The sequence below is a fragment of the Streptococcus xiaochunlingii genome (assembly GCF_006385805.1).
Lineage (GTDB): Bacteria > Bacillota > Bacilli > Lactobacillales > Streptococcaceae > Streptococcus > Streptococcus xiaochunlingii.
Genome location: NZ_VFSG01000003.1, coordinates 115295 through 138673, shown reverse-complemented (window position 1 = coordinate 138673; position 23379 = coordinate 115295). Strand labels below are relative to the sequence as shown.

Genomic DNA, 23379 nt, shown 5'->3' with positions numbered 1-23379 from the left:
GTGCCCTGCACATTGGTTCGTCTTGTTCAGTTTTCAAAGGTCTTTGTCGCTCTTGCGCGACAACTATATTAGTATATCACGTCCATATGTCCTTGTCAATATCTTTTTTCTATTTTTTTAAATTTTTTATTGTTTTTTTAATTTGAAAAAAGGAAATGCTGTTAAATCAGCACTTCCCAAGTTCTTTTATGATTTCTTCGAGATAAACCTCTTCTCGGTTTCCTCGATCAATCAATCCTCTTTTTGAGATTTTTAACAGATCTAGCGAATATTGTTTAATTTTCACTAATTCACTTTCAGTTAACTGTTTTTTCGAATATTGCCTTCTTAATTCTTTCGGATTTTCTTTACTAAAATCAAAAACTATATTTTGAGCTAAATACTCGTCTAATTCTTTGATATTATGATGCAATCCGACATGAAATGCAATTGGTGCAAATGTTTTATTTAATGGTTGAGTACAAACACTTCTATATTCGATGGTTCCTCTTGTTGTTAAATCTTGAAAATGGTAGCTTCTATGATTCTTTAGGTCCTCTTCTTGCGGTTTTATTTCTTGTCTAGTTCTATCTAAGCGATAGGCTACTATTTTTTCTTTTGCGAGATAATCCTCTACTCTAATAGGTTCGAAATATAAGATTTCATTCTCACGATAAACATAAAACAAGGCTGTCTTCGCTAAATATTCTAGAAAGTCCTTTTCATTTATAAACTCTTTAGGATTTACACCAACATTTTCCTGATAATAGCCATGCATGGAATCTTCCCAGAAAATATCTCTTGAGATCTTCGTATCCCAGTCCTCTCCATCGAAAATGGAATTAGCAAACAGATATGCTTTTGCTGGCTCCACCTTATTCATTGCATTAATTATTTCCAAATAATTCGTTCTTGAAACATCCAATTGTACTTGATTGCCGCAAATAAAGGTTCCATAGTCTGGATAATGATGGAATCGATAATTAAGATCTTGTCCAGACAGTTGCAAGAATTGAATCAGCATTTTATATCGATCAATTTTCACAGGTTGATTATCATTTATTCTCCAATAAGGATGGATGCCTTTTCCTTCTATTTGATGCTTTCTCTCTCTTAAGAATGGTTGAATGATTCCTAAATAGTGTTGAAACCGGCTTTCGACTTCTTGGATGGTTTTAGTTTTTTCAAAAGCAAATTCAATGGTATTGTAAGATAACTCAAATACAATTTGATCTTTGTTTATTTTATGCTGTAACTGGACTGGGTTCCCATCTTCATCTTGTTTAATCGCAATAAACTCTTCAACTTCTTGTAGATGCTTAAAAAGAGCCTTTGTAACCAGTACATCCGTTTTATTCCCCATTGTATTTACGATTGGAAATTCGAGTTCAACCCCAATGTACTGCTCTGGATTATCTTTCAGCGAGGCGAGGTAACGCTTTGCCAATAATTGCTGGGCGAGTGCTTGTGATTTTTCTTTTACTGTCATAACTCTTCTATTATATCAAAAAAACGCCTGCTTACGAAATTGTTTTAAATTAAAGCAATTTCGTAAACAAGCGTCTACCATTTACCTCAATATGATGAGTGTTACCGCTAGGATAAATCCTAGCGGCAGACCAGAGCTAGACTAAGAAGAACTATCCAGTCCTTCCAACATCATAACACTCAACAAAATTGATGATTTTATACTAATTCGATAATTGCCATTGGCGCAGCATCCCCACGGCGTGGTTCAGTTTTAAGGATACGAGTATATCCACCATTGCGCTCAGCATAACGTGGTGCAAGTTCAGAGAACAATTTTTGAAGTGCAGTTGTTTCTGAATATTTACCAGTTTCTTCATCAAAGTTTTGTGATGCAACTTCGTTACGTACGTAAGCAGCTGCTTGACGACGTGCATGCAAGTCACCACGTTTACCTAAAGTAATCATTTTTTCAACTGATTTACGGATTTCTTTTGCACGTGCTTCAGTTGTTACGATTGCTTCATTGATGATAAGATCTGTTGTCAAATCACGAAGCATTGCTTTACGTTGTGAGCTAGTGCGTCCTAGTTTACGGTAAGCCATGTATTCCTCCTCTATTTATCGTTTTTTAGCCCAAGGCCTAAATCGGCAAGCTTAACTTTAACTTCTTCGAGACTCTTACGTCCAAGGTTACGAACTTTCATCATTTCTGGTTCAGATTTTTCTGTCAAATCATACACAGTATTGATACCGGCACGTTTCAAACAGTTATATGAACGAACAGAAAGATCCAATTCTTCAATGGTACGTTCTAGTACTCGATCATCTGATGCTGTATCTACTTCCTTCATAACATCTGTCGCAATTGCGATTTCTGTTAAGTTCGTAAAGAGGTTAAGGTGTTCTGTCAAAATACGAGCAGATAAACCTAAAGCATCTTCTGGAATAATTGTTCCATTTGTTAAGATTTCAAGGGTTAGTTTGTCAAAACCATCGTTGCTACCAACGCGTGCTGGTTCAACTTGGTAATTAACTTTTGTCACTGGCGTATAGATTGAATCTACAGCAAGTGTACCTACTGGTGCATCATCTTTTTTATTTTGATCAGCTGGAACATAACCACGACCGCTGTTTACAGTCAAAGTCGCTTTGAAGCTTGATCCTTCACCGATTGTGAAAAGATAATGATCAGGGTTTACAATTTCAATATCACTATCTGTAAGAATATCTCCAGCAGTTACTTCTGCAGGACCTTCTACATCAAGTTCAATAATCTTTTCGTCTTGGACGTAAGATTTTACAGCGATTCCTTTAACGTTAAGAATGATTTGCATAACGTCTTCACGGACACCTGGAACTGTATCAAATTCGTGCAATACACCTTCAATATTAATTGAAGTAACAGCAGCACCTGGAAGTGAAGCTAATAATACGCGACGAAGAGAGTTCCCTAGTGTTGTACCATAACCACGTTCAAGTGGTTCTACTACAAATACACCGTAATCTTTATTTTCATCAATTTTTGTTATATTTGGTTTTTCAAACTCAATCATTTGCTATACTCCCTCTGAAACGAAAAGCTGTGTAATTGTTGATGATTATACACGGCGACGTTTTGGAGGACGAGCACCATTGTGTGGCACAGGAGTCACATCGCGGATTGCAGTAACTTCAAGACCAGCAGCAGCAAGAGCACGAATAGCAGACTCACGACCAGAACCAGGACCTTTAACAGTAACTTCTACTGATTTAAGACCATGTTCTTGAGCTGATTTTGCAGCAGCTTCTGAAGCCATTTGTGCAGCAAATGGTGTAGATTTACGAGAACCTTTGAAACCAAGAGCACCTGCAGATGACCATGCAATTGCGTTACCATGCACATCAGTAATCATAACAATTGTGTTATTAAATGTTGCGTGAATATGAGCAATACCTGATTCGATATTCTTTTTCACACGACGTTTACGTGTTGGTTTAGCCAAGATTTTTACCTCCTTATTTTATTTTCTTATTTTTTCTTACCAGCAATCGCAACAGCTTTACCTTTACGAGTGCGAGCATTGTTTTTAGTGTTTTGTCCACGAACAGGAAGTCCACGACGGTGACGGATACCACGGTATGAACCGATTTCCATCAAACGTTTAATGTTCAAGTTCACTTCACGACGAAGGTCACCTTCTACTTTAATTGCGTCAACTTCACGACGGATAGCATCTTCTTGATCTGGTGTAAGGTCGCGAACACGAATATCTTCAGAAACGCCTGCAGCAGCAAGAATTTTCTTAGATGTTGGAAGTCCGATACCGTATACATAAGTCAATGAAATTACTACACGTTTGTCATTTGGAATGTCAACTCCAGCAATACGAGCCATGTTTTCTCCTTTCTATCTTATCCTTGACGTTGTTTGTGTTTTGGATTTGCTGGGCAAATTACCATAACACGACCATTACGACGAATTACTTTACAGTATTCGCAAATTGGTTTGACCGATGGTCTTACTTTCATTTTTATCCCTCCAAGTTTTTCGATTATTTAAAGCGGTATGTGATACGTCCACGTGTCAAATCGTACGGACTCATCTCCACTGTAACACGATCTCCCGCTAAAATACGAATATAGTTTTTACGAATTTTACCAGAAACTGTTGCTAAAATCTGATGTCCATTTTCAAGTTCAACCGTAAACATAGCATTCGGCATCGTATCGACTACTTTGCCTTCTACTTCAATCACATCGTCTTTTGCCACGCAAAAGTACCTCCATAAATTTCGATTCATTCCTCTGAGCACAGAGGTAACAATTATAAGTCAGACTAATTCATTGTATCACTTGTTATCAATTATTGCAAGTGACTAAAACGTTTTTATTTCAAATTCTCCAAGACTTTTTGGATATCTTTAAAGACGTCGTTAATGTCTTGATTTCCTTCGATATCATGGACTAACCCTTTTGCACGATAATGAGCAAGAATCGGCTCACCTTGAGCAATATTCACATCCAAGCGACGTTTAACCGTTTCTGGCTTATCGTCCTCACGTTGGTAATAGTCTTCTTCCTTGTAATCAGCTGGTGGATTGAATACCTTATGGTAGGTTTCACCTGTTTCACGGTGAATGATACGTCCACTCAAGCGTTCAAGAAGGCAAGATGGATCTACTTCGATGTTGATCACTCCCTCAAGTTCAAGACCAAGGTCGACCAAGATTTGATCCAAAGCATGTGCTTGTTCAATCGTGCGAGGGAAACCATCTAAGAGGAATCCTTTTTCTTTAATATCGTCTTGAGCCAAACGTTCTTTTACAATCCCGTTTGTCACATCATCTGGCACCAATTCACCTTTATCGATGAATGATTTTGCCAACACACCCATTTCGGTTTGATTGGCCATTGCAGCACGGAACATATCCCCAGTTGAGATATGTGCAACTTGAAATTGTTCTACAATCTTAGCCGCTTGTGTCCCCTTACCTGCTCCAGGCAATCCCATGATTAATAGATTCATAATCATTTGCTCCTTATTTTGTTTTTAAATAAGTCTGTTACGATCTAACAAACTTATTCAAAAACAAAATAGAAGGTTGACAATGTCAACCTAATTCTATTCTGTTGTATCCATGAAACCAATGTATTTGCGTTTCAATAAGTAACCTTCTAATTGTTTCATTCCTTCAATACCAGTTGAGATGATAATCAAGAGACTAGTTCCTCCAAGAGCAACTGTATCTGTCAAACCAAAGACATCCCGAGCAAGGATTGGAATAATGGTGATGAATCCAAGGAAGAGAGAACCAACCGTAGCCAACCGTCTAAGAAGACGTGACATGTAGTCTTCCGTTCCCTTACCCGGACGTACACCTGGAATGTAGGCACCACTCTTTTGTAGATTTTCCGCAGTTTTTTCTGGGTTAATCTGTACAAATGTGTAGAAGAAAGTAAACAAGATGATTAGCAAAGCATACATTGCTACACCTGTTGGTGTATTGGTCGCTAACATAGATTGTGCTGTTCGAACCCATCCAGCATTGTAACCCATGGCACTAATGACCTGGAAAATTGCTGCCGGTGCAGCTGTGATCGAACTAGCAAAGATGACAGGAATAACTCCAGCTGGGTTCACCTTCAATGGAAGATATGAGCTAGATGGTGCTCCTTGTGCAATTTTTGTGTATTGAATTGGAATTTTATACTGTGCTTGTTCCACAAAGGTTGTGAAGTAAACAATCACTAATACCGCTAAGATTAACACACCTATGAAAATTAGTGAATTAGTCAATTGTCCATGACGAACGTTAACAAATGAATCTTCGTAAACACCTTTGATCATCTCTGGAATTGAAGAAACAATCCCCGCAAAGATAATCATAGAAACACCATTCCCGTATCCTTTATCGGAAATTTGTTCTCCAAGCCAAGTGACAATCATTGAACCCGTCGTTAAAATCGCACCAATCAAGATGTAGGTTTCAACGTTCGGTGTGGATACCAATTTAGCTTGTGACAAAGTATGGAAAGTAGCTGTAATTCCAATGGATTGAACGAAAGCTAGAACCAAGGCAATATAGCGTGTTGCCTGATTCAACTTTCTCCGCCCAACTTCTCCTTGTTTCCCCCACTCAACAAATTTCGGAAGCAAATCCATTTGAAGGAGCTGAACTACGATGGAAGCCGTGATGTAAGGACTCACCCCGAGGGCGAAGACAGAGAAGTTTCTCATGGCATTCCCTGACACCAAGCTCATCATATTCAAGAAGGAAACATCTTGTAAGTTGTTAAGGATTTTCGCATTCACACCAGGAACCGTGATCGTGGTCCCGATTCGGAAGACAAGTATGATAAAAATAGTAAATAAAATTTTTGATCTTACTTGTTTAACCTTAAATGCATCTTTTAATAATTTAAAGAACATAGGTCACCCCTCTTAGATGACTTCTACTGAACCACCTTTAGCAGTGATAGCTTCTTCAGCTGATTTAGAGAATTTAGCTGCCTTAACAGACAATTTCTTAGTCAATTCTCCGTTACCAAGAATTTTAATTCCTGATTTTTCAGCTTTTACAATACCTGCTTCCACAAGTACTACTGGTGTTACTTCAGCACCATCTTCGAAGACGTTCAACTGATCAAGGTTCACAATAGCATATTCTTTAGCATTGATGTTTGTAAATCCACGTTTTGGAAGACGACGGAACAATGGAGTTTGTCCACCTTCAAAACCAAGACGTACACCGCCACCGCTACGAGCTTTTTGACCTTTTTGACCACGGCCAGAAGTTTTACCATTACCAGATGAAGTACCACGACCAACACGGTTGCGGACTTTACGTGAACCTGCAGCAGGTTGTAATTCATGAAGTTTCATTATTATTTTCTCCTCTTTTGTAAATTGCTAACGCTTGTAATCAGGAAAAGGTGTCCCGACTACAAACTCGCCTATACTTATATTTAGTTTTAGGGGATGAGAAATTTCTCATACCCCTGAAAACCTTGTTTCTATTTTTTAATAGATTATTTTACTTCTTCAACTGTTACCAAGTGAGATACTGCAGTGATCATACCACGTACTGCTGGGTTATCTTCTTTAATAACAGAGCTGTTCAATTTGCCAAGTCCAAGTGCTACAACAGTTTTACGTTGTGACGGGATGCGTCCGATTGGAGACTTAGTCAAAGTAATTTTAATTTGAGCCATTTGAATCTCCTTTCTTAAGCCAAGTCAGAAACTGAAATACCACGAAGGGCAGCAACTTCTTCAGCGCGTTTCAATTGAGCTAAACCTTCCACTGTTGCACGAACAATGTTGATTGGAGTGTTTGATCCAAGTGATTTAGATGTTACATCTGCAATACCTGCCAATTCAACAACGGCACGAACTGCACCACCTGCAGCAACCCCAGCCCCTTCGATAGCTGGTTTCAACAATACACGAGCTCCACCAAATACTGATGTTACTTCATGAGGAATTGTTGTTCCAACCATAGGAACTTCAATCAAGTTTTTCTTAGCATCTTCTACTGCTTTACGGATTGCTTCTGGTACTTCTTGAGCTTTACCTGTACCAAAACCAACACGTCCGTTACGGTCACCAACAACTACAAGAGCTGCAAAGCGAAGACGACGTCCACCTTTAACAACTTTTGTAACACGGTTGATGGCAACTACGCGTTCTTCAAGTTCAACTGCATTGTCTTTAAATGCCATTTTCTAGTGTCCTCCTATTAGAATTTCAATCCGTTTTCACGAGCTGCATCAGCCAAAGCTTTAACACGTCCGTGATATAGATATCCACCGCGGTCGAACACCACTTCAGAAATACCTTTAGCAACTGCACGTTCAGCAACAAGTTTGCCGACAACAACGGCTTGTTCAGTTTTAGTTCCTTTTGAAACTTCTTTGTCAAGAGTTGAAGCGCTTGCGAGCGTTACACCCGCTACGTCATCAATTACTTGAGCGTAGATGCCTGTATTAGAACGGAATACGTTCAAACGTGGGCGATCAGCAGTTCCAGAGAGTTTTCCGCGAACGCGACGGTGGCGTTTTTGACGGATTTTATTTTTATCTGGTTTCGAAATCACAATTTTCACCTCTTAATTTTAAAATCATGTGCTAAGCACTGAGTTGGTAAGATGAAGATTGGTTGAAAAACAACCAAACTACATTATTTACCTGTTTTACCTTCTTTACGGCGAACGAATTCACCAACATAACGGATCCCTTTACCTTTGTAAGGTTCTGGTGAACGAAGGCTACGTACGTAAGCAGCTGTTTGACCAACTACTTCTTTTGAAATTCCGCTAACAACGATTGTTGTTGGGTTTGGAAGTTCAAAAGTAATTCCTTCTGGAGCTTCAACTTCGTCTGGATGTGATTTACCAACAGCCAAAACAAGTTTTGATCCTTGAAGTTGTGCACGGTAACCAACCCCGCGCATTTCAAGTTCTTTCTTGAATCCTTCTGAGACACCAATTACCATGTTGTTCAAAAGGGCACGAGTAGTTCCGTGGATAGTTTTCATTTCTTTTGAATCGTTTGGACGGTGAAGGGTTACTTCAGTACCTTCCACACGGATTTCAATATCTTTTGAGAACTCACGAGTAAGTTCTCCTTTAGGTCCTTTTACAGTTACAACGTTGTCATTGTTAGTGAGTTCAACACCAGCAGGCAACACGATAACTTTATTACCAATACGTGACATGTTTTTATCCTCCTGTTAAATTGTCAGGCCTTTGAAGGCCAGTTTTCACGGGGTTTAAATCATTTTGATTTAAAAGTTAATGTTTAGGTCTCAATTCTAAGTGAATCGAGGCATCGTCTCGCAGACATAACTTTGGGTTAGGCAAGAGACGATAACAAAGAGCCACAACGAAATCGGGAGCTAAATATTACCAAACGTAAGCGATAACTTCCCCACCAACGTTCTTTTGGCGTGCTTCTTTATCAGTAAGCAAACCTTCAGAAGTTGAAAGGATAGCAATTCCAAGTCCATTAAGAACTTTTGGAAGATCTTCACGTTTTTTGTAAACACGCAAACCTGGTTTAGAAACACGTTTCAAGTTTGTGATAACTTTTTCACCGTTTGCTCCGTATTTCAAGAACACGCGGATGATACCTTGTTTGTCATCTTCGATTACTTCAACGTTTTTTACAAAACCTTCGCGTTTAAGGATTTCAGCAATCCCTTTTTTGATGTTTGATGCAGGTACTTCAAGTACTTCGTGTTTTGCTTGGTTAGCGTTACGAATACGAGTTAGGAAGTCTGCGATTGGGTCAGTCATAACCATTTTATATTTCTCCTCTTACTAGTAGTTTGAATGTTTCACTTGCTAGTTAATGATTGAGCTAGGCTCAGAAAGTTTTGATACATACAAATGAGGATTTCTCATTTGAACACGAGCTACAACCTGGGCAAAAAAGATAGATTTGTCTTGGAGCATCGCTCCTGCATCAAATCTTCTATTTTTGCTGAGGTTGTCACGCTCTTTGTATCATGCTATTACCAAGATGCTTTAGTGACACCAGGGATTTGTCCTTTGTATGCCAATTCACGGAAGCAAACACGGCAAAGTTTAAACTTGCGGTAAACTGAGTGTGGACGTCCACAACGTTCACAGCGAGTGTATGCTTGAGTAGAGAACTTCGCTGGGCGTTTGTTCTTAGCAATCATAGATTTTTTAGCCATTAGTTTTACCTCCTATATTATTTTGCAAACGGCATACCAAGGCCAGTAAGCAATGCACGTGATTCTTCGTCTGTGTTCGCAGTAGTTACGATTACGATATCCAAACCACGAGTTTTATCAACATCATCAAAGTTGATTTCTGGGAAGATCAATTGTTCTTTCACACCAAGTGTGTAGTTTCCGCGTCCGTCAAATGATTTTGTTGGAACACCATGGAAGTCACGAACACGTGGAAGTGAAACTGAAACCAATTTGTCCAAGAATTCGTACATACGTTCGCCACGAAGAGTTACTTTCGCACCGATCGCTACACCTTCACGAAGACGGAAGCCGGCGATTGATTTTTTAGCTTTTGTGATAAGTGGTTTTTGACCTGAGATCAATGCCAATTCTTCAGCAGCTTTCTCAAGGTTTTTAGCGTTAGAAACAGCATCTCCAACACCCATGTTCAAAACGATCTTATCAACTTTTGGCACTGCCATAACTGATGAGTAGTTAAATTGTTCAGTCAAAGCTGAAACTACTTCATTAAGGTATTTTTCTTTTAAACGATTAGCCATTATACTTCTCCTTTCCTTCGTGATTAGTCAAGCACTTCGCCTGATTTTTTGTTATAACGAACTTTTTTGCCGTCTACGAATTTGTAGCCAACACGTCCAGCAACACCGTTCTTGTCTAAGACTTGAACGTTTGATACATGGATTGGAGCTTCTTTTTCGATGATAGCACCTTGAGGGTTTTCGTTATTTGGACGTTGGTGTTTTTTAACAAGGTTTACACCTTCAACAACAACTTTATTTACTTTTGGAAGAGCAGCAACGACTTTAGCTTCAACACCTTTGTCTTTACCAGCAATTACACGAACTTTGTCGCCAGTTTTTACAAACATTTTATTCTCCTTTTATTCTTACGCCCGATGGGCACCCTGGCCAATGGGCCAGGGGACTGTGTTTGTGATTTTTAAAATTAAAGTACTTCTGGAGCAAGTGATACGATCTTCATGAAACCACCGTCACGCAATTCGCGAGCGACTGGGCCAAAGATACGAGTTCCGCGAGGAGTTTTGTCTTCACGGATGATCACTGCAGCATTTTCGTCGAATTTGATGTATGAACCATCTTTACGACGAGCACCTGATTTAGTACGAACGATAACAGCTTTTACAACGTCACCTTTTTTAACCGCACCACCAGGAGTAGCTTGTTTTACAGATGCCACAATAACATCACCGATGTTTGCAAATTTACGTCCTGAACCACCAAGAACTTTGATAGTCAAGATTTCGCGAGCACCACTGTTGTCTGCGACTTTCAAACGAGTTTCTGTTTGAATCATTTCAGTTTTCTCCTTTCAGGTTAGATTAGATGATGACCGCTTCTTCAACAACTTCTACAAGACGGAAGCGTTTTGTAGCTGAAAGCGGACGAGTTTCCATGATACGAACGATATCGCCTTCTTTGGCAACGTTGTTTTCATCATGAGCTTTGTATTTTTTAGAATAGTTGATACGTTTACCATAGACTGGGTGGTTACGTTTAGTTTCAACTACAACTGTGATTGTTTTGTCCATTTTGTCAGACACAACGCGTCCAACAAGAACTTTACGATTATTGCGTTCCATTGAAATTCTCCTTCCCTAGTCTATTATTTAGCTTCTGATTGAACAGTTTTGATACGAGCGATTTGTTTTTTCACTTCTTTCAAACGTCCAGTTTGCTCCAATTGACCTGCAGCCGCTTGGAAACGAAGTTCAAACAATTCTTTTTTCAATTCATTTTCACGCTTCGCGAGTTCTTCTTGAGAAAGACCACGAAGTTCTTTAACAAATTCTTTTACTTCTGTAAGTTTCATGACCTCTCCTTATTTTGCTTCACGTTTTACGAATTTACATTTAACTGGTAATTTGTGGCTTGCAAGACGAAGCGCTTCACGAGCGATCTCTTCAGATACACCAGCAACTTCAAACATTACTTTACCACGTTTAACTGGTGCTACCCAACCTTCAGGTGCCCCTTTACCAGATCCCATACGTACCCCGATAGCTTTAGCGGTGTATGATTTGTGTGGGAAGATTTTGATCCAAACCTTACCACCACGTTTCATGTAACGAGTCATGGCAATACGAGCAGCTTCGATTTGGCGGTTAGTGATCCAGTGGCTAGTTGTAGCCTGAAGACCGTATTCACCGAATGATACTTCTTTTCCACCTTTTGCTTCACCGCGCATTTTACCACGGAATTCGCGACGGTGTTTTACACGTTTAGGTACTAACATTGGTTATTTACCTCCTTTAGCGTCTTTACGAGCTGGAAGAACTTCACCACGGTAGATCCATACTTTAACACCAAGTTTACCGTAAGTTGTATCTGCTTCTTCCCAAGCGTAATCGATGTCTGCGCGAAGTGTGTGGAGTGGAACTGTACCTTCAGAGTATCCTTCAGCACGAGCAATATCTGCACCGTTCAAACGACCTGATACTTGAGTTTTGATTCCTTTAGCTCCAGCGCGCATAGTACGTTGGATCGCTTGTTTTTGAGCACGACGGAAAGCCACACGTTGCTCCAATTGACGAGCAATTCCTTCACCAACAAGGTGAGCATCCAAGTCAGGACGTTTGATCTCGATGATGTTGATGTGAACTTGTTTACCTGTCAATTTGTTAAGAGCTGCACGAAGTGCATCGACGTTTGCTCCACCTTTACCGATAACCATACCTGGTTTAGCAGTGTGAAGAGAAACGTTAACTTTGTTTACTGCGCGTTCGATTTCAATAGTAGAAACCGCTGCGTCAGCTAATTCTTTTTGAATAAATTTGCGGATTGCAAGATCTTCATGAAGGTAATCCGCGTATTCTTTTTCAGCATACCATTTGGCATCCCAATCACGGATGATGCCGACACGCATTCCAATTGGATGTACTTTTTGACCCACGATGTTACCTCCTTATTTTTCTGTCACAACCACTGTGATGTGGCTTGTGCGTTTGTTGATTGGTGAAGCTGAACCTTTCGCACGTGGACGGAAACGTTTCATCGTTGGTCCTTCGTTTGCGAATGCTTCAGATACTACCAAGTTTGCTTTTTCCAAACCAAAGTTGTTTTCAGCGTTTGCTACTGCTGAATTCAACACTTTCAAGATGATTTCAGCTGCTTTGTTTGGAGTGAATTTCAAGATTGCTACTGCATCGGCTACGCTTTTACCACGGATGTTGTCAAGAACAAGACGTGATTTACGAGGTGAAACACGCACTGTACGAGCCATTGCTTTAGCTGAAGTAATTTCTGCCATTTATGTTCTCCTTATTTTCTACGTGTCTTCTTGTCATCTGCAGCGTGACCTTTGTAAGTACGAGTTGGTGCAAATTCACCAAGCTTGTGACCTACCATGTCTTCTTGGATGTAAACAGGTACGTGTTTACGTCCATCATAAACTGCGATAGTGTAACCAATGAAACTTGGGAAGATCGTTGAACGACGTGACCAAGTTTTGATAACTTTTTTCTTTTCGTCGTTAGCTTGAGCTTCAACTTTTTTCATCAAATGCTCATCGACGAAAGGTCCTTTTTTAAGACTGCGTCCCATTTTATTTTTTTCTCCTTTAAATATAGTACCACAGCGGCTTGCGCTCACAAGGAGCGCTACCGAGCTGGCGGATCATCTAGCGCTTAAGCGACTAGTTCTAAATTATTTCTCGTTGCGACGACGAACGATAAGTTTGTCAGATTTCGCTTTCTTGTTACGAGTTTTAAGACCAAGAGCAGGTTTGCCCCATGGAGTAGATGGTGCTTTACGACCAACTGGTGCTTTACCTTCACCACCACCATGTGGGTGATCATTCGGGTTCATTACAGAACCACGAACTGTTGGACGGATACCTTTCCAACGGCTACGACCAGCTTTACCAAGGTTTACAAGTCCATGTTGTTCATTTCCGACAACACCAACTGTAGCACGGCAAGTACCAAGGATCATACGAACTTCGCCTGATTGAAGACGTACAAGTACGTATTTACCTTCTTGACCCAATACTTGAGCAGAAGCTCCAGCAGCACGTACCAATTCTCCACCACGACCTGGTTTCAACTCGATGTTGTGGATCAAAGTACCAACTGGGATGTTAGCAAGTGGAAGAGCGTTTCCGACTTTGATATCTGCTTCTGGACCTGAAACGATACGTTGACCAACTTCAAGACCTTTTGGAGCGATGATGTATGCTTTCACACCGTCAGTGTAGTGTACCAAAGCGATGTTTGCAGAACGGTTTGGATCGTACTCAATTGTTTTTACAACTGCTTCAACGTTATCTTTGTTACGTTTGAAGTCGATCAAACGGTAATGACGTTTGTGTCCACCACCTTGGTGACGAACTGTGATACGTCCGTTGTTGTTACGACCTGCTTTGCTCTTCAATGAAACGAGCAAAGATTTCTCTGGTGTGCTTGTTGTGATTTCAGCGAAATCCAAAGAAGTCATATTACGGCGACCGTTTGTTGTTGGTTTATAAACACGAATTCCCACGATATTTCCTCCTTAGATTATTCAGCTTCAGTAGCGAACAACTCGATTGCTTTTGAATCAGCTGTAAGCGTGATGATAGCTTTTTTAGTTTTTGAAGTAAAACCAGTGTAACGTCCAACGCGTTTTGCTTTAGGTTTTACGTTTACAGTGTTCACATTCGCAACTTTTACACCTTCAAAGGCAGCTTCAACAGCTTGTTTGATCAAAAGTTTGTGAGCGCGAGTGTCAACTTCGAATACATATTTGCCTGCTTCAAGTTGAGCCATTGACTTTTCAGTGATAACAGGTTTTTTGATAACATCATACAAATTCATTATGCAAGAACCTCCTCGATTTTAGAGATAGCTGCTTGAGTAACAAGAAGTTTGTCACTATTTGCGATGTCAAGAACACTTGCAGTTGTAGCAGTCGCAACTTTCACGTTTGGAAGGTTACGAGCTGAAAGAGCTGCGAATTCGTTTCCTTCTTCAAGAATAACAAGGACTTTAGAATCGATGCTCAAAGCTGCAAGAACTTTTGCAAATTCAGCAGTTTTTGGAGCTGTAAATTCAAGAGAATCAACGGCTACAAATTTGTTTTCAGCAACTTTTTCTGAGTAAACAGATTTAAGCGCAAGGCGACGAACTTTTTGAGGAAGTTTGTACGCATAGCTACGTGGAGTTGGTCCGAAGACGATTCCACCACCACGCCATTGTGGAGAGCGGATAGAACCTTGACGAGCACGTCCAGTTCCTTTTTGACGCCATGGTTTGCGTCCGCCACCTGAAACGGCTGAGCGGTTTTTAACTGCGTGAGTTCCTTGACGAAGGCTAGCACGTTGGCTGATGATCACATCAAATACAACTGCTTGGTTTGGTTCGATACCAAAGATCGCATCGTTAAGAACAACTTCGCCCGCTTGTTTACCAGTTTGGTCGAATAATGTTACATTTGCCATTTTGACTGTATTCCCCTTTCCTTATTATTTACCAGCTTTAACTGCTGACTTGATAGTGATAAGAGATTTCTTAGCACCTGGTACGTTACCTTTGATAAGGATAACGTTCTTTTCTGGAACAACTTGTACAACTTCAAGGTTTTGAATAGTTACACGATCGCCACCCATGCGTCCTGCAAGGTTTTTACCTTTGAATACGCGGTTAGGTGCAACAGGTCCCATAGAACCTGGACGACGGTGGTAACGAGAACCGTGAGCCATAGGTCCACGTGATTGTCCGTGGCGTTTGATAACGCCTTGGAAACCTTTACCTTTAGAAGTACCAGTTACATCAACAATGTCTCCAGCTTCGAAAGTATCAACTGTGATTTCAGCACCAACTTCCAAGCCTTCAACGTTTTTGAATTCACGAATGAAGCGCTTAGGAGCCGTGTTAGCTTTTGCTACATGTCCTTTAGCAGGTTTGTTGCTCAATACTTCGCGTTTGTCATCGAAACCAACTTGGATAGCGTTGTAACCATCTGTTTCAACAGTTTTAACTTGAAGAACAACGTTTGGAGTTGCTTCGATAACTGTTACAGGGATCAATTCGCCAGCTTCAGTGAAGATTTGAGTCATTCCCACTTTTTTCCCTAAGATTCCTTTTGTCATGAGAAAATAGTTCCTTTTCTATAGTTTTTTATTCAAAAAGTTTTTAACGAGCGTTTTTTATGCTCAAGGTATCAAGCTTTAGATTAAAGTTTGATTTCTACGTTTACACCACTTGGAAGATCCAATTTCATCAAAGCGTCAACTGTTTTTTGAGTTGGGTTGATGATATCGATCAAACGTTTGTGTGTACGCATTTCGAATTGTTCGCGAGAATCTTTATATTTGTGAGTCGCACGAATGATTGTGTAGAGGCTACGCTCAGTTGGAAGTGGGATCGGACCCGCAACTTGTGCACCTGTACGAGTAGCTGATTCTACGATTTTTGCAGCCGCTGTGTCAAGTGTACGGTGTTCATACGCTTTCAAACGGATGCGGATTTTTTTGTTTGCCATCTTTTTCTCCTTTTCGTCTATTTAAGATAATAGGCTAGCTCCACAAGAAAACCGACGCGCGTTGCGTGGCAATGCAACCGAGCGTGTCGCAACCTCTTGCATCAAAGCTAATAGCTGTTTTTCACAGCACCATAGTAGTTTAACACAATGGAAGCCCCAATGCAAGGGATTTGAATAGATTTTTTTCGTTTTTTTGATGAAAGTGTTTTCGAAAAGTATAGATTACTAAAAAAGTTGCTATTATATAGAAAAAAGGGAGCGAGACAGAACAAATTTATTTCCAAATTTGTTCTGTCTCGCCCCCGCACAGTTGATTAGGTTATCTTTGGAGCTTAACAAGCGAACAAAGATACCAATCAACCACTGCGTCTATCAGTTATTCCTATTATTCTCAGATGGCTGTAGTCTTTTTTCTTCCTATTTAGCTTTTCCTAGAAATTCCGTCCTGATTTGTTATAGCCATATTTTTCGACGAAATGCTCACGGAATTCTAAGAGATTGTCATCCATGATGGCTTGACGGACCTGCTTCATGAGGTTGATCAAGAAGTACAGGTTGTGGTAGCTGGTCAAGCGAATGCCGAAGGTCTCATCTGCCTTGAGGAGGTGGCGAAGATAAGCACGGGTGTAATTCTTACAAGTGTAGCAATCACACTCATGGTCTAGCGGTGTAAAGTCTTCTGCAAATTGCGCATTTTTCACCACCAGACGTCCTTGACTAGTCATACAGGTGCCATTTCGCGCAATCCGCGTCGGTAAGACACAGTCAAACATGTCCACTCCACGAATTACGCCATCGATCAGACTGTCTGGAGCTCCTACTCCCATGAGATAGCGAGGCTTGTTCTCTGGTAAGAGAGGGGTTGTGAAATCCAGCACGGCATTCATCTCTTCATGGCTTTCTCCAACAGCTAATCCACCGATAGAATAGCCTGGGAAGTCCATGCTAACGAGATCACGCGCAGACTGACGGCGCAAGTCTTCAAATCCAGCCCCTTGGACAATCCCGAAAAGACCTTGATCATGAGGGCGACGATGAGCCTTAAGGCCACGTTCTGCCCAACGACTGGTCCGTTCGATTGATTTCTTCACATAATCATAGGGTTGATAGAACTGAGGACATTCGTCAAAGGACATCATGATATCGCTCCCTAGATTGTTTTGGATCGAGATGGCCTTTTCTGGGGAGAGGAACATCTTCGAACCATTGAGGTGATTTTTAAAGGTTACCCCTTCTTCGGTGATATTGCGGGTATCCGCTAGTGAATAGACCTGGAAGCCTCCACTATCTGTTAAAATGGGCTGGTCCCAGTTCATGAACTGGTGCAGTCCTCCTGCTTTTGCGACCAAGTCGTCCCCCGGACGAAGCCAGAGATGGTAGGTGTTGGCCAAAATAATTCCGGACCCCATTTCCTTGAGTTCTTCTGGCGATTGAGTCTTAACGGTTGCCTGAGTCCCTACAGGCATAAACATTGGGGTTGGGAAGGTCCCGTGGGGGGTGATAATTTCTCCCAGACGAGCTCCTGTATGCTTTTCTTTTTTGATTAATCGATATTGAATCGGTGAATCTGTCATGGTTACCTCCGTACTGGGAAAAACAGTCCCAGCCTTCTTATTCCTGTCACAGGATCTCCTGTGAGCACCTGTACGATTGTACCAAATTTTACCAGCTCTGTCACGGACTTGTGTTATAATAAAGGTTACTACTACCATGAAAGAGGACATAATGAATATCAAATTGGTTCGTGCTCAAGCTCGTCAGCTGCAATTGCAACATCCCAAAGTCTTCTCCTACTTTGCCTTACCAACTTTCCTGACAATCCTTGCAAGTTACATGCTGACAGGGACAGACATCACTGAAACACTTGCTCACATGGAACTTAGAGAAGGGATGCTCTTTCTTCTAAGCCGACAGATTTTCCCTGCGATTATTGGATTTATCCTTTCTTTTCTCTATTTAGGGGCAACTTTTCGCTTTTTGATTTCTGCCTCTAGCAAGGGAGAAAAGAGCTTTGGTATCTTCACCATCTTTCAGAGCCAGTATTTTACACCTGCGTTTTTAACGTTATTCATTAAGCAAGTAATCCTGTCTTTGTGGGGGAGCCTCCTCTATGTTAGTCAACTCCTCTTAACAGTGGTCAGCTATCACGTTCTCGCTATCAATGAATCCTTCTCCACTACGTCTACCCTTAGAGCGGATACTCCAGAAGTTCAAGCAATTCTTAAGTTAGCTCCAACGATGACGACCGGCCTCTTAATGGCTCTGGTTGGGCTCCTGCTCTTCCTCCCTTTTTATTACCAGTATAGTTTGGTCGAATTGATCCTATATAGTCGACTGATGACAGGAACCTATGATGGGCCTATGTCTGTCCTCCGCCAAAGCAAGGAAGAGATGAAAGGCTTTAAGAGCCACCGCCTTGTTCTTGATTTGAGTCTGCTCGGTTGGCAAATTCTATCTTTTTTCACTTTAGGAATGGCGAATTTTTATGTCAAACCTTATGCAACTAGTTGCCAAATCATCTTCTACCATATCCTCCTTCAAAAACGGATGCAGGCGGACAGTCGCTTCCAGCAAAAGGCGCCGGACCTACCAAAGTCTAATCCTCTTGATTAACAAAGAAAACAAGAAAACCCACCTTCGATTGGAGCCATTCTCCAAAGTACTAGGTGGGTTCTTTTTTCTCTGTTAGGGAAATCCGTCTGCATTTATTTCATCTCTCGTATCAGTTTTAATCACTGAATGAAAGACGAGAGGTTCTGAGATAAACCAAAGGCTATCCTTCTCCTAAGACCAAACGAGTGTACTCGCGTTTGATACAGCGGTTCATGACGATATCTTCTCGTCCAGCTCCACGAAGGATTTCTTCTGCTTCTTGATTTTCCAGCTCTAGTTGCGCCCAGAAAATCTTCGCATCCGACTCGATAAAGTCACGCGCTACATCTGGCAAAAACTCACTGCGACGGTATACATCGACGATATCTACTGGGAAAGGAATTTCCTGCAAGCTAGCGTACACCCTTTCTCCAAGGATTTGCCCACCGGCTGCACGAGGATTAACAGGAATAATCCGATAGCCCCGCTCTTGCATCTCCTTGCTGACACGATGGCTGGTTGTCTCTTCACGGTCAGATAATCCAACTACAGCAATGATTTTACTGGTTTCTAGGTAATGTTTGATAATGCCATCACTAGGATTGCGAAATGAATAGGCCATATGAATCTCCTTTTGTATGCGTTTCCTTTCTTTAAATAGTATAACAATACGGAAGGCATTGCAAGTGTTTGTCGTTAAAAGCGGTAGGAAACTAAAAAGTCTCCTACCGCTTTCTGTTTTGAACAAACTCAATCTTATTTGGCTTCATACCATGTTTTGCCTTCATTCTCATCGGCTTCCAGTGGCACCGCAAGCTCAATAGCGGATTCCATGGTCTCTTTGACGAGTTCTTTGACCGCTGCCAGTTCATCACTTGGTACTTGCAGAACAATTTCGTCGTGGACCTGAAGAAGCATCTTGGTCTTGTATGCTCCTGCTCCTAGCGCTTGGTCCAAGTGAATCATAGCAATTTTCAAGATATCGGCTGCCGATCCTTGGATTGGTGAGTTGATAGCTGTCCGTTCCGCAAAGCCTCGAACATTGAAGTTGCGAGAATTGATATCTGGAATCTCCCGACGACGCTTGAAGAGAGTCTCCACATAGCCTTTGTCACGCGCTTCCCGCACCACTCTCTCCATATAGTCCTTGATGCCAGGGTAGCGTTCGAAGTAGGTCTCAATATAGGCCTTGGCTTCTTTTCGGCTGATCCCTAGGTTGTTAGACAGTCCAAAGTCGGAAATCCCATAAACCACACCGAAGTTTACTGCCTTGGCATTACGACGGTCATTCGGCGTCACATCTTCTGGTTTTTCAATATTGAAGACCCGCATAGCAGTCGATGTATGGATATCTGCCCCATGTTTAAAGGCATCAATCAAATGTTCATCTCCTGAAATATGGGCTAAAACGCGCAGTTCGATCTGTGAATAGTCCGAACTGAGCAAGACACTATTTTCCTCTTCTGGAACAAAGGCCTTACGAATAAGGCGACCTTGCTCCAAACGGACAGGAATGTTTTGCAGGTTGGGATCCACGCTGGACAAGCGGCCTGTCTGCGTCAAATCCTGCACATAGCGGGTATGGATTTTCCCATCTTCCAAAATCCAGTCTTGAAGACCGATGACATAGGTCGACTGGATCTTAGCAATTTGGCGGTATTCAAGAATCTTAGACACAATCGGTGCAATTGGAGCCAGGCGTTCCAAGACATCAACAGCTGTTGAATAGCCGGTTTTGGTCTTCTTAGTATATTCAAGAGGAAGTTCCAATTTTTCAAAAAGGATGACGCCCAATTGTTTTGGGGAATTGATGTTAAATTCTTCTCCTGCTAACTCGTAGATTTCTTGAGTCAAGCGTTCCAAGACCCCTTCGTTTTCCACCTGCATGTCTTCTAGGGTCTGGCTCTCTACCTTAATCCCTGCGATTTCCATCTTGGCCAAAACAGCTGCTAGTGGTTGCTCCATATCATAGAGCAAATCTAATTGGTCATGGGCTTGCAACTGCTCCATCATAGGCTCTTCGGTATCCAGTAGAACAGCGACTTTCCGTGCCAAATGCTCTAATAGGACCGCCTTTTCTGGGATAGCTTTCTTGGCTCCCTTGCCATAAACGACTTCGTCTAGCGGCAGCGCAATCTGACTATAGAGACTCGCAATGGTTGAAATTTCATTGTCCTCTACGGTCGACAAGAGATACTTGGCCAATCGACTGTCAAACGCGGGATTTTGAAGGGTAATTCCCAAGTGGTTGAGCAAGACCTTGGCCCGCTTGAAGTCATAGATCTTGAGGGGCGTTTTTTCGAGAAATTCTTTGAAAATCGGTGTTTGTAAAAGACCAGTATCAGTACTTGCGTAGAACTGACCTTTGGTCCCCCATGCAAAACCGATGATGGGTTCTGTATGGTAATTGTCCCCAAAAATCTCAAAATGGAAGAAACTATCTTCCGTAAGCATATCTGAAGTGACTTGCTCGACTTCTGTATAGTCAATTTCTACAGGAGCTGCTTCTTCTCCACTTAAATCCAATGCTTGGCGAAGTTGCTTAAAGCCCATCTCTTCATAAAACTTGGCGAGATTTTCTAGATGGGGGCCCGTATAGGTGATATCATCCAGGCCAATCTCAATGGGCGCATTGGTATCAATGGTCGCAAGTATCTTGGACAGATAGGCCTGCTCCTTGTCGTTGATGAGGTTTTCCTTCATCTTAGAAGCCTTCATCTCATCGATATGCTCGTAAATGCCATCGAGAGAACCATATTCTAGGAGTAGTTTAATCCCGGTCTTTTCTCCGATTTTGGTGACACCCGGGATATTATCCGACTTATCTCCCATCAAAGCCTTGAGGTCGATAAATTGCTCTGGTGTCAGTCCCATCTTTTCTTTCAGATAGGCTGGAGTGAATTCCTCAAACTCCGCTACCCCTTTTTTAGAGATTTCAACCACCGTATTGTCATCTGTCAGCTGGATCAAATCCTTGTCCCCAGAGACAATGGTCACATCAAATGGCACCGAGGTAGTTTCTGCCATCTTATCTAGCGTTCCAATAATATCATCCGCTTCATACTGGGCCAGCTCATAATGACGGATTCCCAAATGATCCAGTTGCTCACGAATAAAAGGGAACTGCTCACGGAACTCATCTGGAGTTTTTGCACGCCCCCCTTTATAGTCGGCATACATCTCCGTCCGAAAAGTCGTCTTGCCTGCATCAAAAGCAACGAGGACATGGGTCGGTTGGATGCGCTCCAAGAGATGACTCAACATGAGGTTAAAGCCATAGACCGCATTAGTATGCAACCCATTGGCATTTTTGAAGCGATCGATTTGATTATAGAGTGCAAAAAAGGCACGAAAAGCGACGGAAGACCCGTCGATGAGTAGTAATTTGTTCTTTTTTTCCATAGGCTTATTATACCACGAATCACAAGGTCTCTGGTACATAAAAACTCTACCCTTTCGGGTAGAGCCTTCTTTAGGAGTTTCTTATGAAAAATGAAGAGAAGTGTTTATTCGCCGTAACAAGAACCTTGTTGTGGCAATTTCTTAAAGCGTTTTGGATAATTCACTGAGATTTTCATGTTCTGTACCTCATTTCTTATTGGATGAGTTTAGTATAGAGCTCAAACCTAAACCATTCCTTATAGAAAGCTCCAAGAAAACTAAAAGCTGAGGCGCAAAGCACGCAGTTGTTTTTTGCTACAGACCGGTAACTGAAGATGGATCCCTTGTCATCGCAGCCCTAAGGATAGGAATGAAAAACTCTTCCCAATCTGGAAGAGCTGATCCTTATCCAAGCAGAAGAAGGCTGACTAAGGCGGCTATCGCTGGACCACCTTGGGTCAAAATGATTTTTTTATTAGAAGTTACAGCCCCATAAGCTGCTGCACCAATAATAAAGAGCAGAAAAATCGTGACAATTTCACTGTTTCTAGCTACAAAGAGGCCGTAGAGGAGGAAGACACCAATCAGAGCATTATAAACGCCTTGGTTTTTGAAGAGAGCCGTCACAGATGGACGATGCAATTCTTCCTGATCCATATTAAAGACACGACTAGTCGATGCCGAGTGGGTTGCTAAACTCTCAAGATAAAAAATATAGAAATGCTCAAAAGCAGCAAGGCTTGCTAAAACAATGGTTAAGACAGACATATTATTCTCCTTTTAAAATGTAATTTGCTCGAGGCCAGACACCAACTTTTCGAGTAGGTGACTCAACTGATTCCGCTCTTTTTCAGAAAGAATCTGATCTATCTGGCCTTTTACCTGTAGATGATGTGCTGGAGGATGGACCAACAACCGATCTCTGGCAAGCTCCGTAAGTTCCACCACAATCTCCCGTTGATTTTCTGGATTGCGAGTACGAGTAACATAGCCACTAGCTTCTAAGACTTTGAAGTGGCGGGTTAAGGCTGCAGGGTCAATTGCTAGTTTCTCCTGAAGGGCCGCTTGGCTACACGGCGCTTCTGCTACTAACAACTGAAGCATCTGATAACGAGTTAGACTAATGCCCAATTGTTTTTCAAATAATTGGGTTGAAGACTGATCAGCTAGCTTCAACTGATAAAGCAAGTCATGCATTTCTGACATTCCTTCTCTCCGATCTTTTTATTGACTTATCAATAATTGATTTATCAAGTATATCGTTTTAAAAAAATCGAAGCAA

The 23379-nt window shown here is 41.5% G+C and carries 36 protein-coding genes; 1 reads left to right on the top strand and 35 read right to left on the bottom strand.

The genetic code is table 11. The features are described from left to right. Nucleotides 1-166: 166 nt before the first annotated feature. The 31 genes from FJR71_RS09470 to tgt form a co-directional block, all read right to left on the bottom strand. On the bottom strand, nucleotides 167-1468 hold the full coding sequence (locus tag FJR71_RS09470; RefSeq protein ID WP_140814803.1) for a glutamate-cysteine ligase family protein: 1302 nt from the start codon (nucleotides 1466-1468) through the stop codon (nucleotides 167-169). A gap of 197 nt (nucleotides 1469-1665) precedes the next feature. Further along, nucleotides 1666-2052 (bottom strand): 50S ribosomal protein L17, encoded by a 387-nt coding sequence (gene rplQ / locus FJR71_RS09465; RefSeq protein ID WP_006595176.1) that lies wholly within the window; start codon nucleotides 2050-2052, stop codon nucleotides 1666-1668. Nucleotides 2053-2063: 11 nt separating this feature from the next. Next, complete coding sequence (locus FJR71_RS09460) at nucleotides 2064-3002, bottom strand: DNA-directed RNA polymerase subunit alpha (protein WP_006595177.1); 939 nt, start codon at nucleotides 3000-3002, stop codon at nucleotides 2064-2066. Nucleotides 3003-3047: 45 nt separating this feature from the next. After that, nucleotides 3048-3431: a 30S ribosomal protein S11 gene (rpsK, locus tag FJR71_RS09455; RefSeq protein ID WP_001118385.1), complete on the bottom strand. Its 384-nt coding sequence runs from the start codon at nucleotides 3429-3431 to the stop codon at nucleotides 3048-3050. Between the two features lie 26 nt (nucleotides 3432-3457). Continuing rightward, nucleotides 3458-3823 (bottom strand): 30S ribosomal protein S13, encoded by a 366-nt coding sequence (gene rpsM, locus FJR71_RS09450; protein WP_003009631.1) that lies wholly within the window; start codon nucleotides 3821-3823, stop codon nucleotides 3458-3460. 17 nt (nucleotides 3824-3840) lie between these two features. Then, nucleotides 3841-3957 (bottom strand): 50S ribosomal protein L36, encoded by a 117-nt coding sequence (gene rpmJ, locus FJR71_RS09445; RefSeq protein WP_001808836.1) that lies wholly within the window; start codon nucleotides 3955-3957, stop codon nucleotides 3841-3843. A gap of 23 nt (nucleotides 3958-3980) precedes the next feature. Continuing rightward, nucleotides 3981-4199, bottom strand: coding sequence for a translation initiation factor IF-1 (infA, locus tag FJR71_RS09440; protein ID WP_001029883.1), 219 nt, complete (start codon nucleotides 4197-4199; stop codon nucleotides 3981-3983). Between the two features lie 116 nt (nucleotides 4200-4315). Further along, complete coding sequence (locus FJR71_RS09435; RefSeq protein ID WP_006597039.1) at nucleotides 4316-4954, bottom strand: adenylate kinase; 639 nt, start codon at nucleotides 4952-4954, stop codon at nucleotides 4316-4318. A gap of 96 nt (nucleotides 4955-5050) precedes the next feature. Further along, complete coding sequence (secY, locus tag FJR71_RS09430) at nucleotides 5051-6358, bottom strand: preprotein translocase subunit SecY (RefSeq protein WP_048690557.1); 1308 nt, start codon at nucleotides 6356-6358, stop codon at nucleotides 5051-5053. A 12-nt stretch (nucleotides 6359-6370) separates the two neighbouring features. Next, nucleotides 6371-6811, bottom strand: a complete 441-nt coding sequence (rplO, locus tag FJR71_RS09425; RefSeq protein WP_006595181.1) for a 50S ribosomal protein L15 — start codon at nucleotides 6809-6811, stop codon at nucleotides 6371-6373. Nucleotides 6812-6957: 146 nt separating this feature from the next. Beyond that, a complete protein-coding gene (gene rpmD / locus FJR71_RS09420) occupies nucleotides 6958-7140 on the bottom strand; it encodes a 50S ribosomal protein L30 (RefSeq protein ID WP_002894509.1) in 183 nt (60 codons plus the stop codon). 14 nt (nucleotides 7141-7154) lie between these two features. Further along, a complete protein-coding gene (rpsE, locus tag FJR71_RS09415; protein ID WP_006595182.1) occupies nucleotides 7155-7649 on the bottom strand; it encodes a 30S ribosomal protein S5 in 495 nt (164 codons plus the stop codon). 17 nt (nucleotides 7650-7666) lie between these two features. Next, entirely contained in the window at nucleotides 7667-8023 is a 357-nt protein-coding gene (gene rplR, locus FJR71_RS09410) for a 50S ribosomal protein L18 (RefSeq protein WP_003010871.1), read from the bottom strand. An 83-nt stretch (nucleotides 8024-8106) separates the two neighbouring features. Beyond that, nucleotides 8107-8643, bottom strand: coding sequence for a 50S ribosomal protein L6 (rplF, locus tag FJR71_RS09405; protein WP_004269753.1), 537 nt, complete (start codon nucleotides 8641-8643; stop codon nucleotides 8107-8109). Nucleotides 8644-8830: 187 nt separating this feature from the next. Further along, a complete protein-coding gene (gene rpsH / locus FJR71_RS09400) occupies nucleotides 8831-9229 on the bottom strand; it encodes a 30S ribosomal protein S8 (RefSeq protein ID WP_006595183.1) in 399 nt (132 codons plus the stop codon). Nucleotides 9230-9441: 212 nt separating this feature from the next. Continuing rightward, the gene (locus FJR71_RS09395; RefSeq protein ID WP_001085699.1) at nucleotides 9442-9627 is read right to left on the bottom strand and encodes a type Z 30S ribosomal protein S14; all 186 of its coding nucleotides are present in this window, start codon (nucleotides 9625-9627) and stop codon (nucleotides 9442-9444) included. Nucleotides 9628-9644: 17 nt separating this feature from the next. Next, nucleotides 9645-10187, bottom strand: a complete 543-nt coding sequence (gene rplE / locus FJR71_RS09390) for a 50S ribosomal protein L5 (RefSeq protein WP_140814800.1) — start codon at nucleotides 10185-10187, stop codon at nucleotides 9645-9647. Between the two features lie 23 nt (nucleotides 10188-10210). After that, nucleotides 10211-10516: a 50S ribosomal protein L24 gene (rplX, locus tag FJR71_RS09385; RefSeq protein WP_006595185.1), complete on the bottom strand. Its 306-nt coding sequence runs from the start codon at nucleotides 10514-10516 to the stop codon at nucleotides 10211-10213. A gap of 77 nt (nucleotides 10517-10593) precedes the next feature. Beyond that, nucleotides 10594-10962, bottom strand: coding sequence for a 50S ribosomal protein L14 (gene rplN, locus FJR71_RS09380; RefSeq protein WP_002894494.1), 369 nt, complete (start codon nucleotides 10960-10962; stop codon nucleotides 10594-10596). A 25-nt stretch (nucleotides 10963-10987) separates the two neighbouring features. Further along, entirely contained in the window at nucleotides 10988-11248 is a 261-nt protein-coding gene (gene rpsQ / locus FJR71_RS09375; RefSeq protein ID WP_000440801.1) for a 30S ribosomal protein S17, read from the bottom strand. A gap of 23 nt (nucleotides 11249-11271) precedes the next feature. Next, nucleotides 11272-11478 carry a 50S ribosomal protein L29 gene (gene rpmC, locus FJR71_RS09370; protein WP_003002350.1) on the bottom strand — a complete coding sequence of 69 codons (207 nt, stop codon included), beginning with the start codon at nucleotides 11476-11478 and terminating at the stop codon, nucleotides 11272-11274. 9 nt (nucleotides 11479-11487) lie between these two features. Beyond that, nucleotides 11488-11901, bottom strand: a complete 414-nt coding sequence (gene rplP / locus FJR71_RS09365) for a 50S ribosomal protein L16 (RefSeq protein ID WP_023024998.1) — start codon at nucleotides 11899-11901, stop codon at nucleotides 11488-11490. 3 nt (nucleotides 11902-11904) lie between these two features. After that, the gene (gene rpsC, locus FJR71_RS09360) at nucleotides 11905-12558 is read right to left on the bottom strand and encodes a 30S ribosomal protein S3 (RefSeq protein ID WP_006595187.1); all 654 of its coding nucleotides are present in this window, start codon (nucleotides 12556-12558) and stop codon (nucleotides 11905-11907) included. Nucleotides 12559-12570: 12 nt separating this feature from the next. Then, nucleotides 12571-12915 carry a 50S ribosomal protein L22 gene (gene rplV / locus FJR71_RS09355; RefSeq protein ID WP_006595188.1) on the bottom strand — a complete coding sequence of 115 codons (345 nt, stop codon included), beginning with the start codon at nucleotides 12913-12915 and terminating at the stop codon, nucleotides 12571-12573. 11 nt (nucleotides 12916-12926) lie between these two features. Further along, a complete protein-coding gene (gene rpsS / locus FJR71_RS09350; RefSeq protein WP_000533766.1) occupies nucleotides 12927-13208 on the bottom strand; it encodes a 30S ribosomal protein S19 in 282 nt (93 codons plus the stop codon). A gap of 102 nt (nucleotides 13209-13310) precedes the next feature. Next, nucleotides 13311-14144, bottom strand: a complete 834-nt coding sequence (gene rplB / locus FJR71_RS09345; RefSeq protein ID WP_061564620.1) for a 50S ribosomal protein L2 — start codon at nucleotides 14142-14144, stop codon at nucleotides 13311-13313. Nucleotides 14145-14161: 17 nt separating this feature from the next. Beyond that, a complete protein-coding gene (locus FJR71_RS09340) occupies nucleotides 14162-14458 on the bottom strand; it encodes a 50S ribosomal protein L23 (RefSeq protein ID WP_006595190.1) in 297 nt (98 codons plus the stop codon). Further along, a complete protein-coding gene (rplD, locus tag FJR71_RS09335; protein WP_003009591.1) occupies nucleotides 14458-15081 on the bottom strand; it encodes a 50S ribosomal protein L4 in 624 nt (207 codons plus the stop codon). The genes FJR71_RS09340 and rplD overlap by 1 nt, the downstream gene beginning before the upstream one ends. A 24-nt stretch (nucleotides 15082-15105) precedes the next feature. Next, nucleotides 15106-15732, bottom strand: a complete 627-nt coding sequence (gene rplC, locus FJR71_RS09330) for a 50S ribosomal protein L3 (protein WP_003010846.1) — start codon at nucleotides 15730-15732, stop codon at nucleotides 15106-15108. A gap of 83 nt (nucleotides 15733-15815) precedes the next feature. Further along, nucleotides 15816-16124, bottom strand: a complete 309-nt coding sequence (rpsJ, locus tag FJR71_RS09325) for a 30S ribosomal protein S10 (protein ID WP_003009585.1) — start codon at nucleotides 16122-16124, stop codon at nucleotides 15816-15818. A 431-nt stretch (nucleotides 16125-16555) separates the two neighbouring features. Continuing rightward, nucleotides 16556-17698, bottom strand: coding sequence for a tRNA guanosine(34) transglycosylase Tgt (tgt, locus tag FJR71_RS09320; protein WP_023024993.1), 1143 nt, complete (start codon nucleotides 17696-17698; stop codon nucleotides 16556-16558). Between the two features lie 151 nt (nucleotides 17699-17849). Between tgt and FJR71_RS09315 the strand changes: the two genes are divergently transcribed. Then, a complete protein-coding gene (locus tag FJR71_RS09315) occupies nucleotides 17850-18737 on the top strand; it encodes a DUF975 family protein (RefSeq protein WP_246040156.1) in 888 nt (295 codons plus the stop codon). 160 nt (nucleotides 18738-18897) lie between these two features. On the opposite strand, the gene FJR71_RS09310 is transcribed toward FJR71_RS09315, so the two are convergent. From FJR71_RS09310 to FJR71_RS09295, 4 genes are all read right to left on the bottom strand, one after another. Further along, on the bottom strand, nucleotides 18898-19338 hold the full coding sequence (locus tag FJR71_RS09310; protein WP_140814795.1) for a CoA-binding protein: 441 nt from the start codon (nucleotides 19336-19338) through the stop codon (nucleotides 18898-18900). 134 nt (nucleotides 19339-19472) lie between these two features. After that, entirely contained in the window at nucleotides 19473-22118 is a 2646-nt protein-coding gene (gene polA / locus FJR71_RS09305) for a DNA polymerase I (protein ID WP_140814792.1), read from the bottom strand. A gap of 384 nt (nucleotides 22119-22502) precedes the next feature. Beyond that, complete coding sequence (locus FJR71_RS09300; protein ID WP_140814790.1) at nucleotides 22503-22865, bottom strand: DUF1304 domain-containing protein; 363 nt, start codon at nucleotides 22863-22865, stop codon at nucleotides 22503-22505. A gap of 12 nt (nucleotides 22866-22877) precedes the next feature. Further along, entirely contained in the window at nucleotides 22878-23303 is a 426-nt protein-coding gene (locus tag FJR71_RS09295; protein WP_140814788.1) for a MarR family winged helix-turn-helix transcriptional regulator, read from the bottom strand. Between the last annotated feature and the right edge of the window lie 76 nt (nucleotides 23304-23379).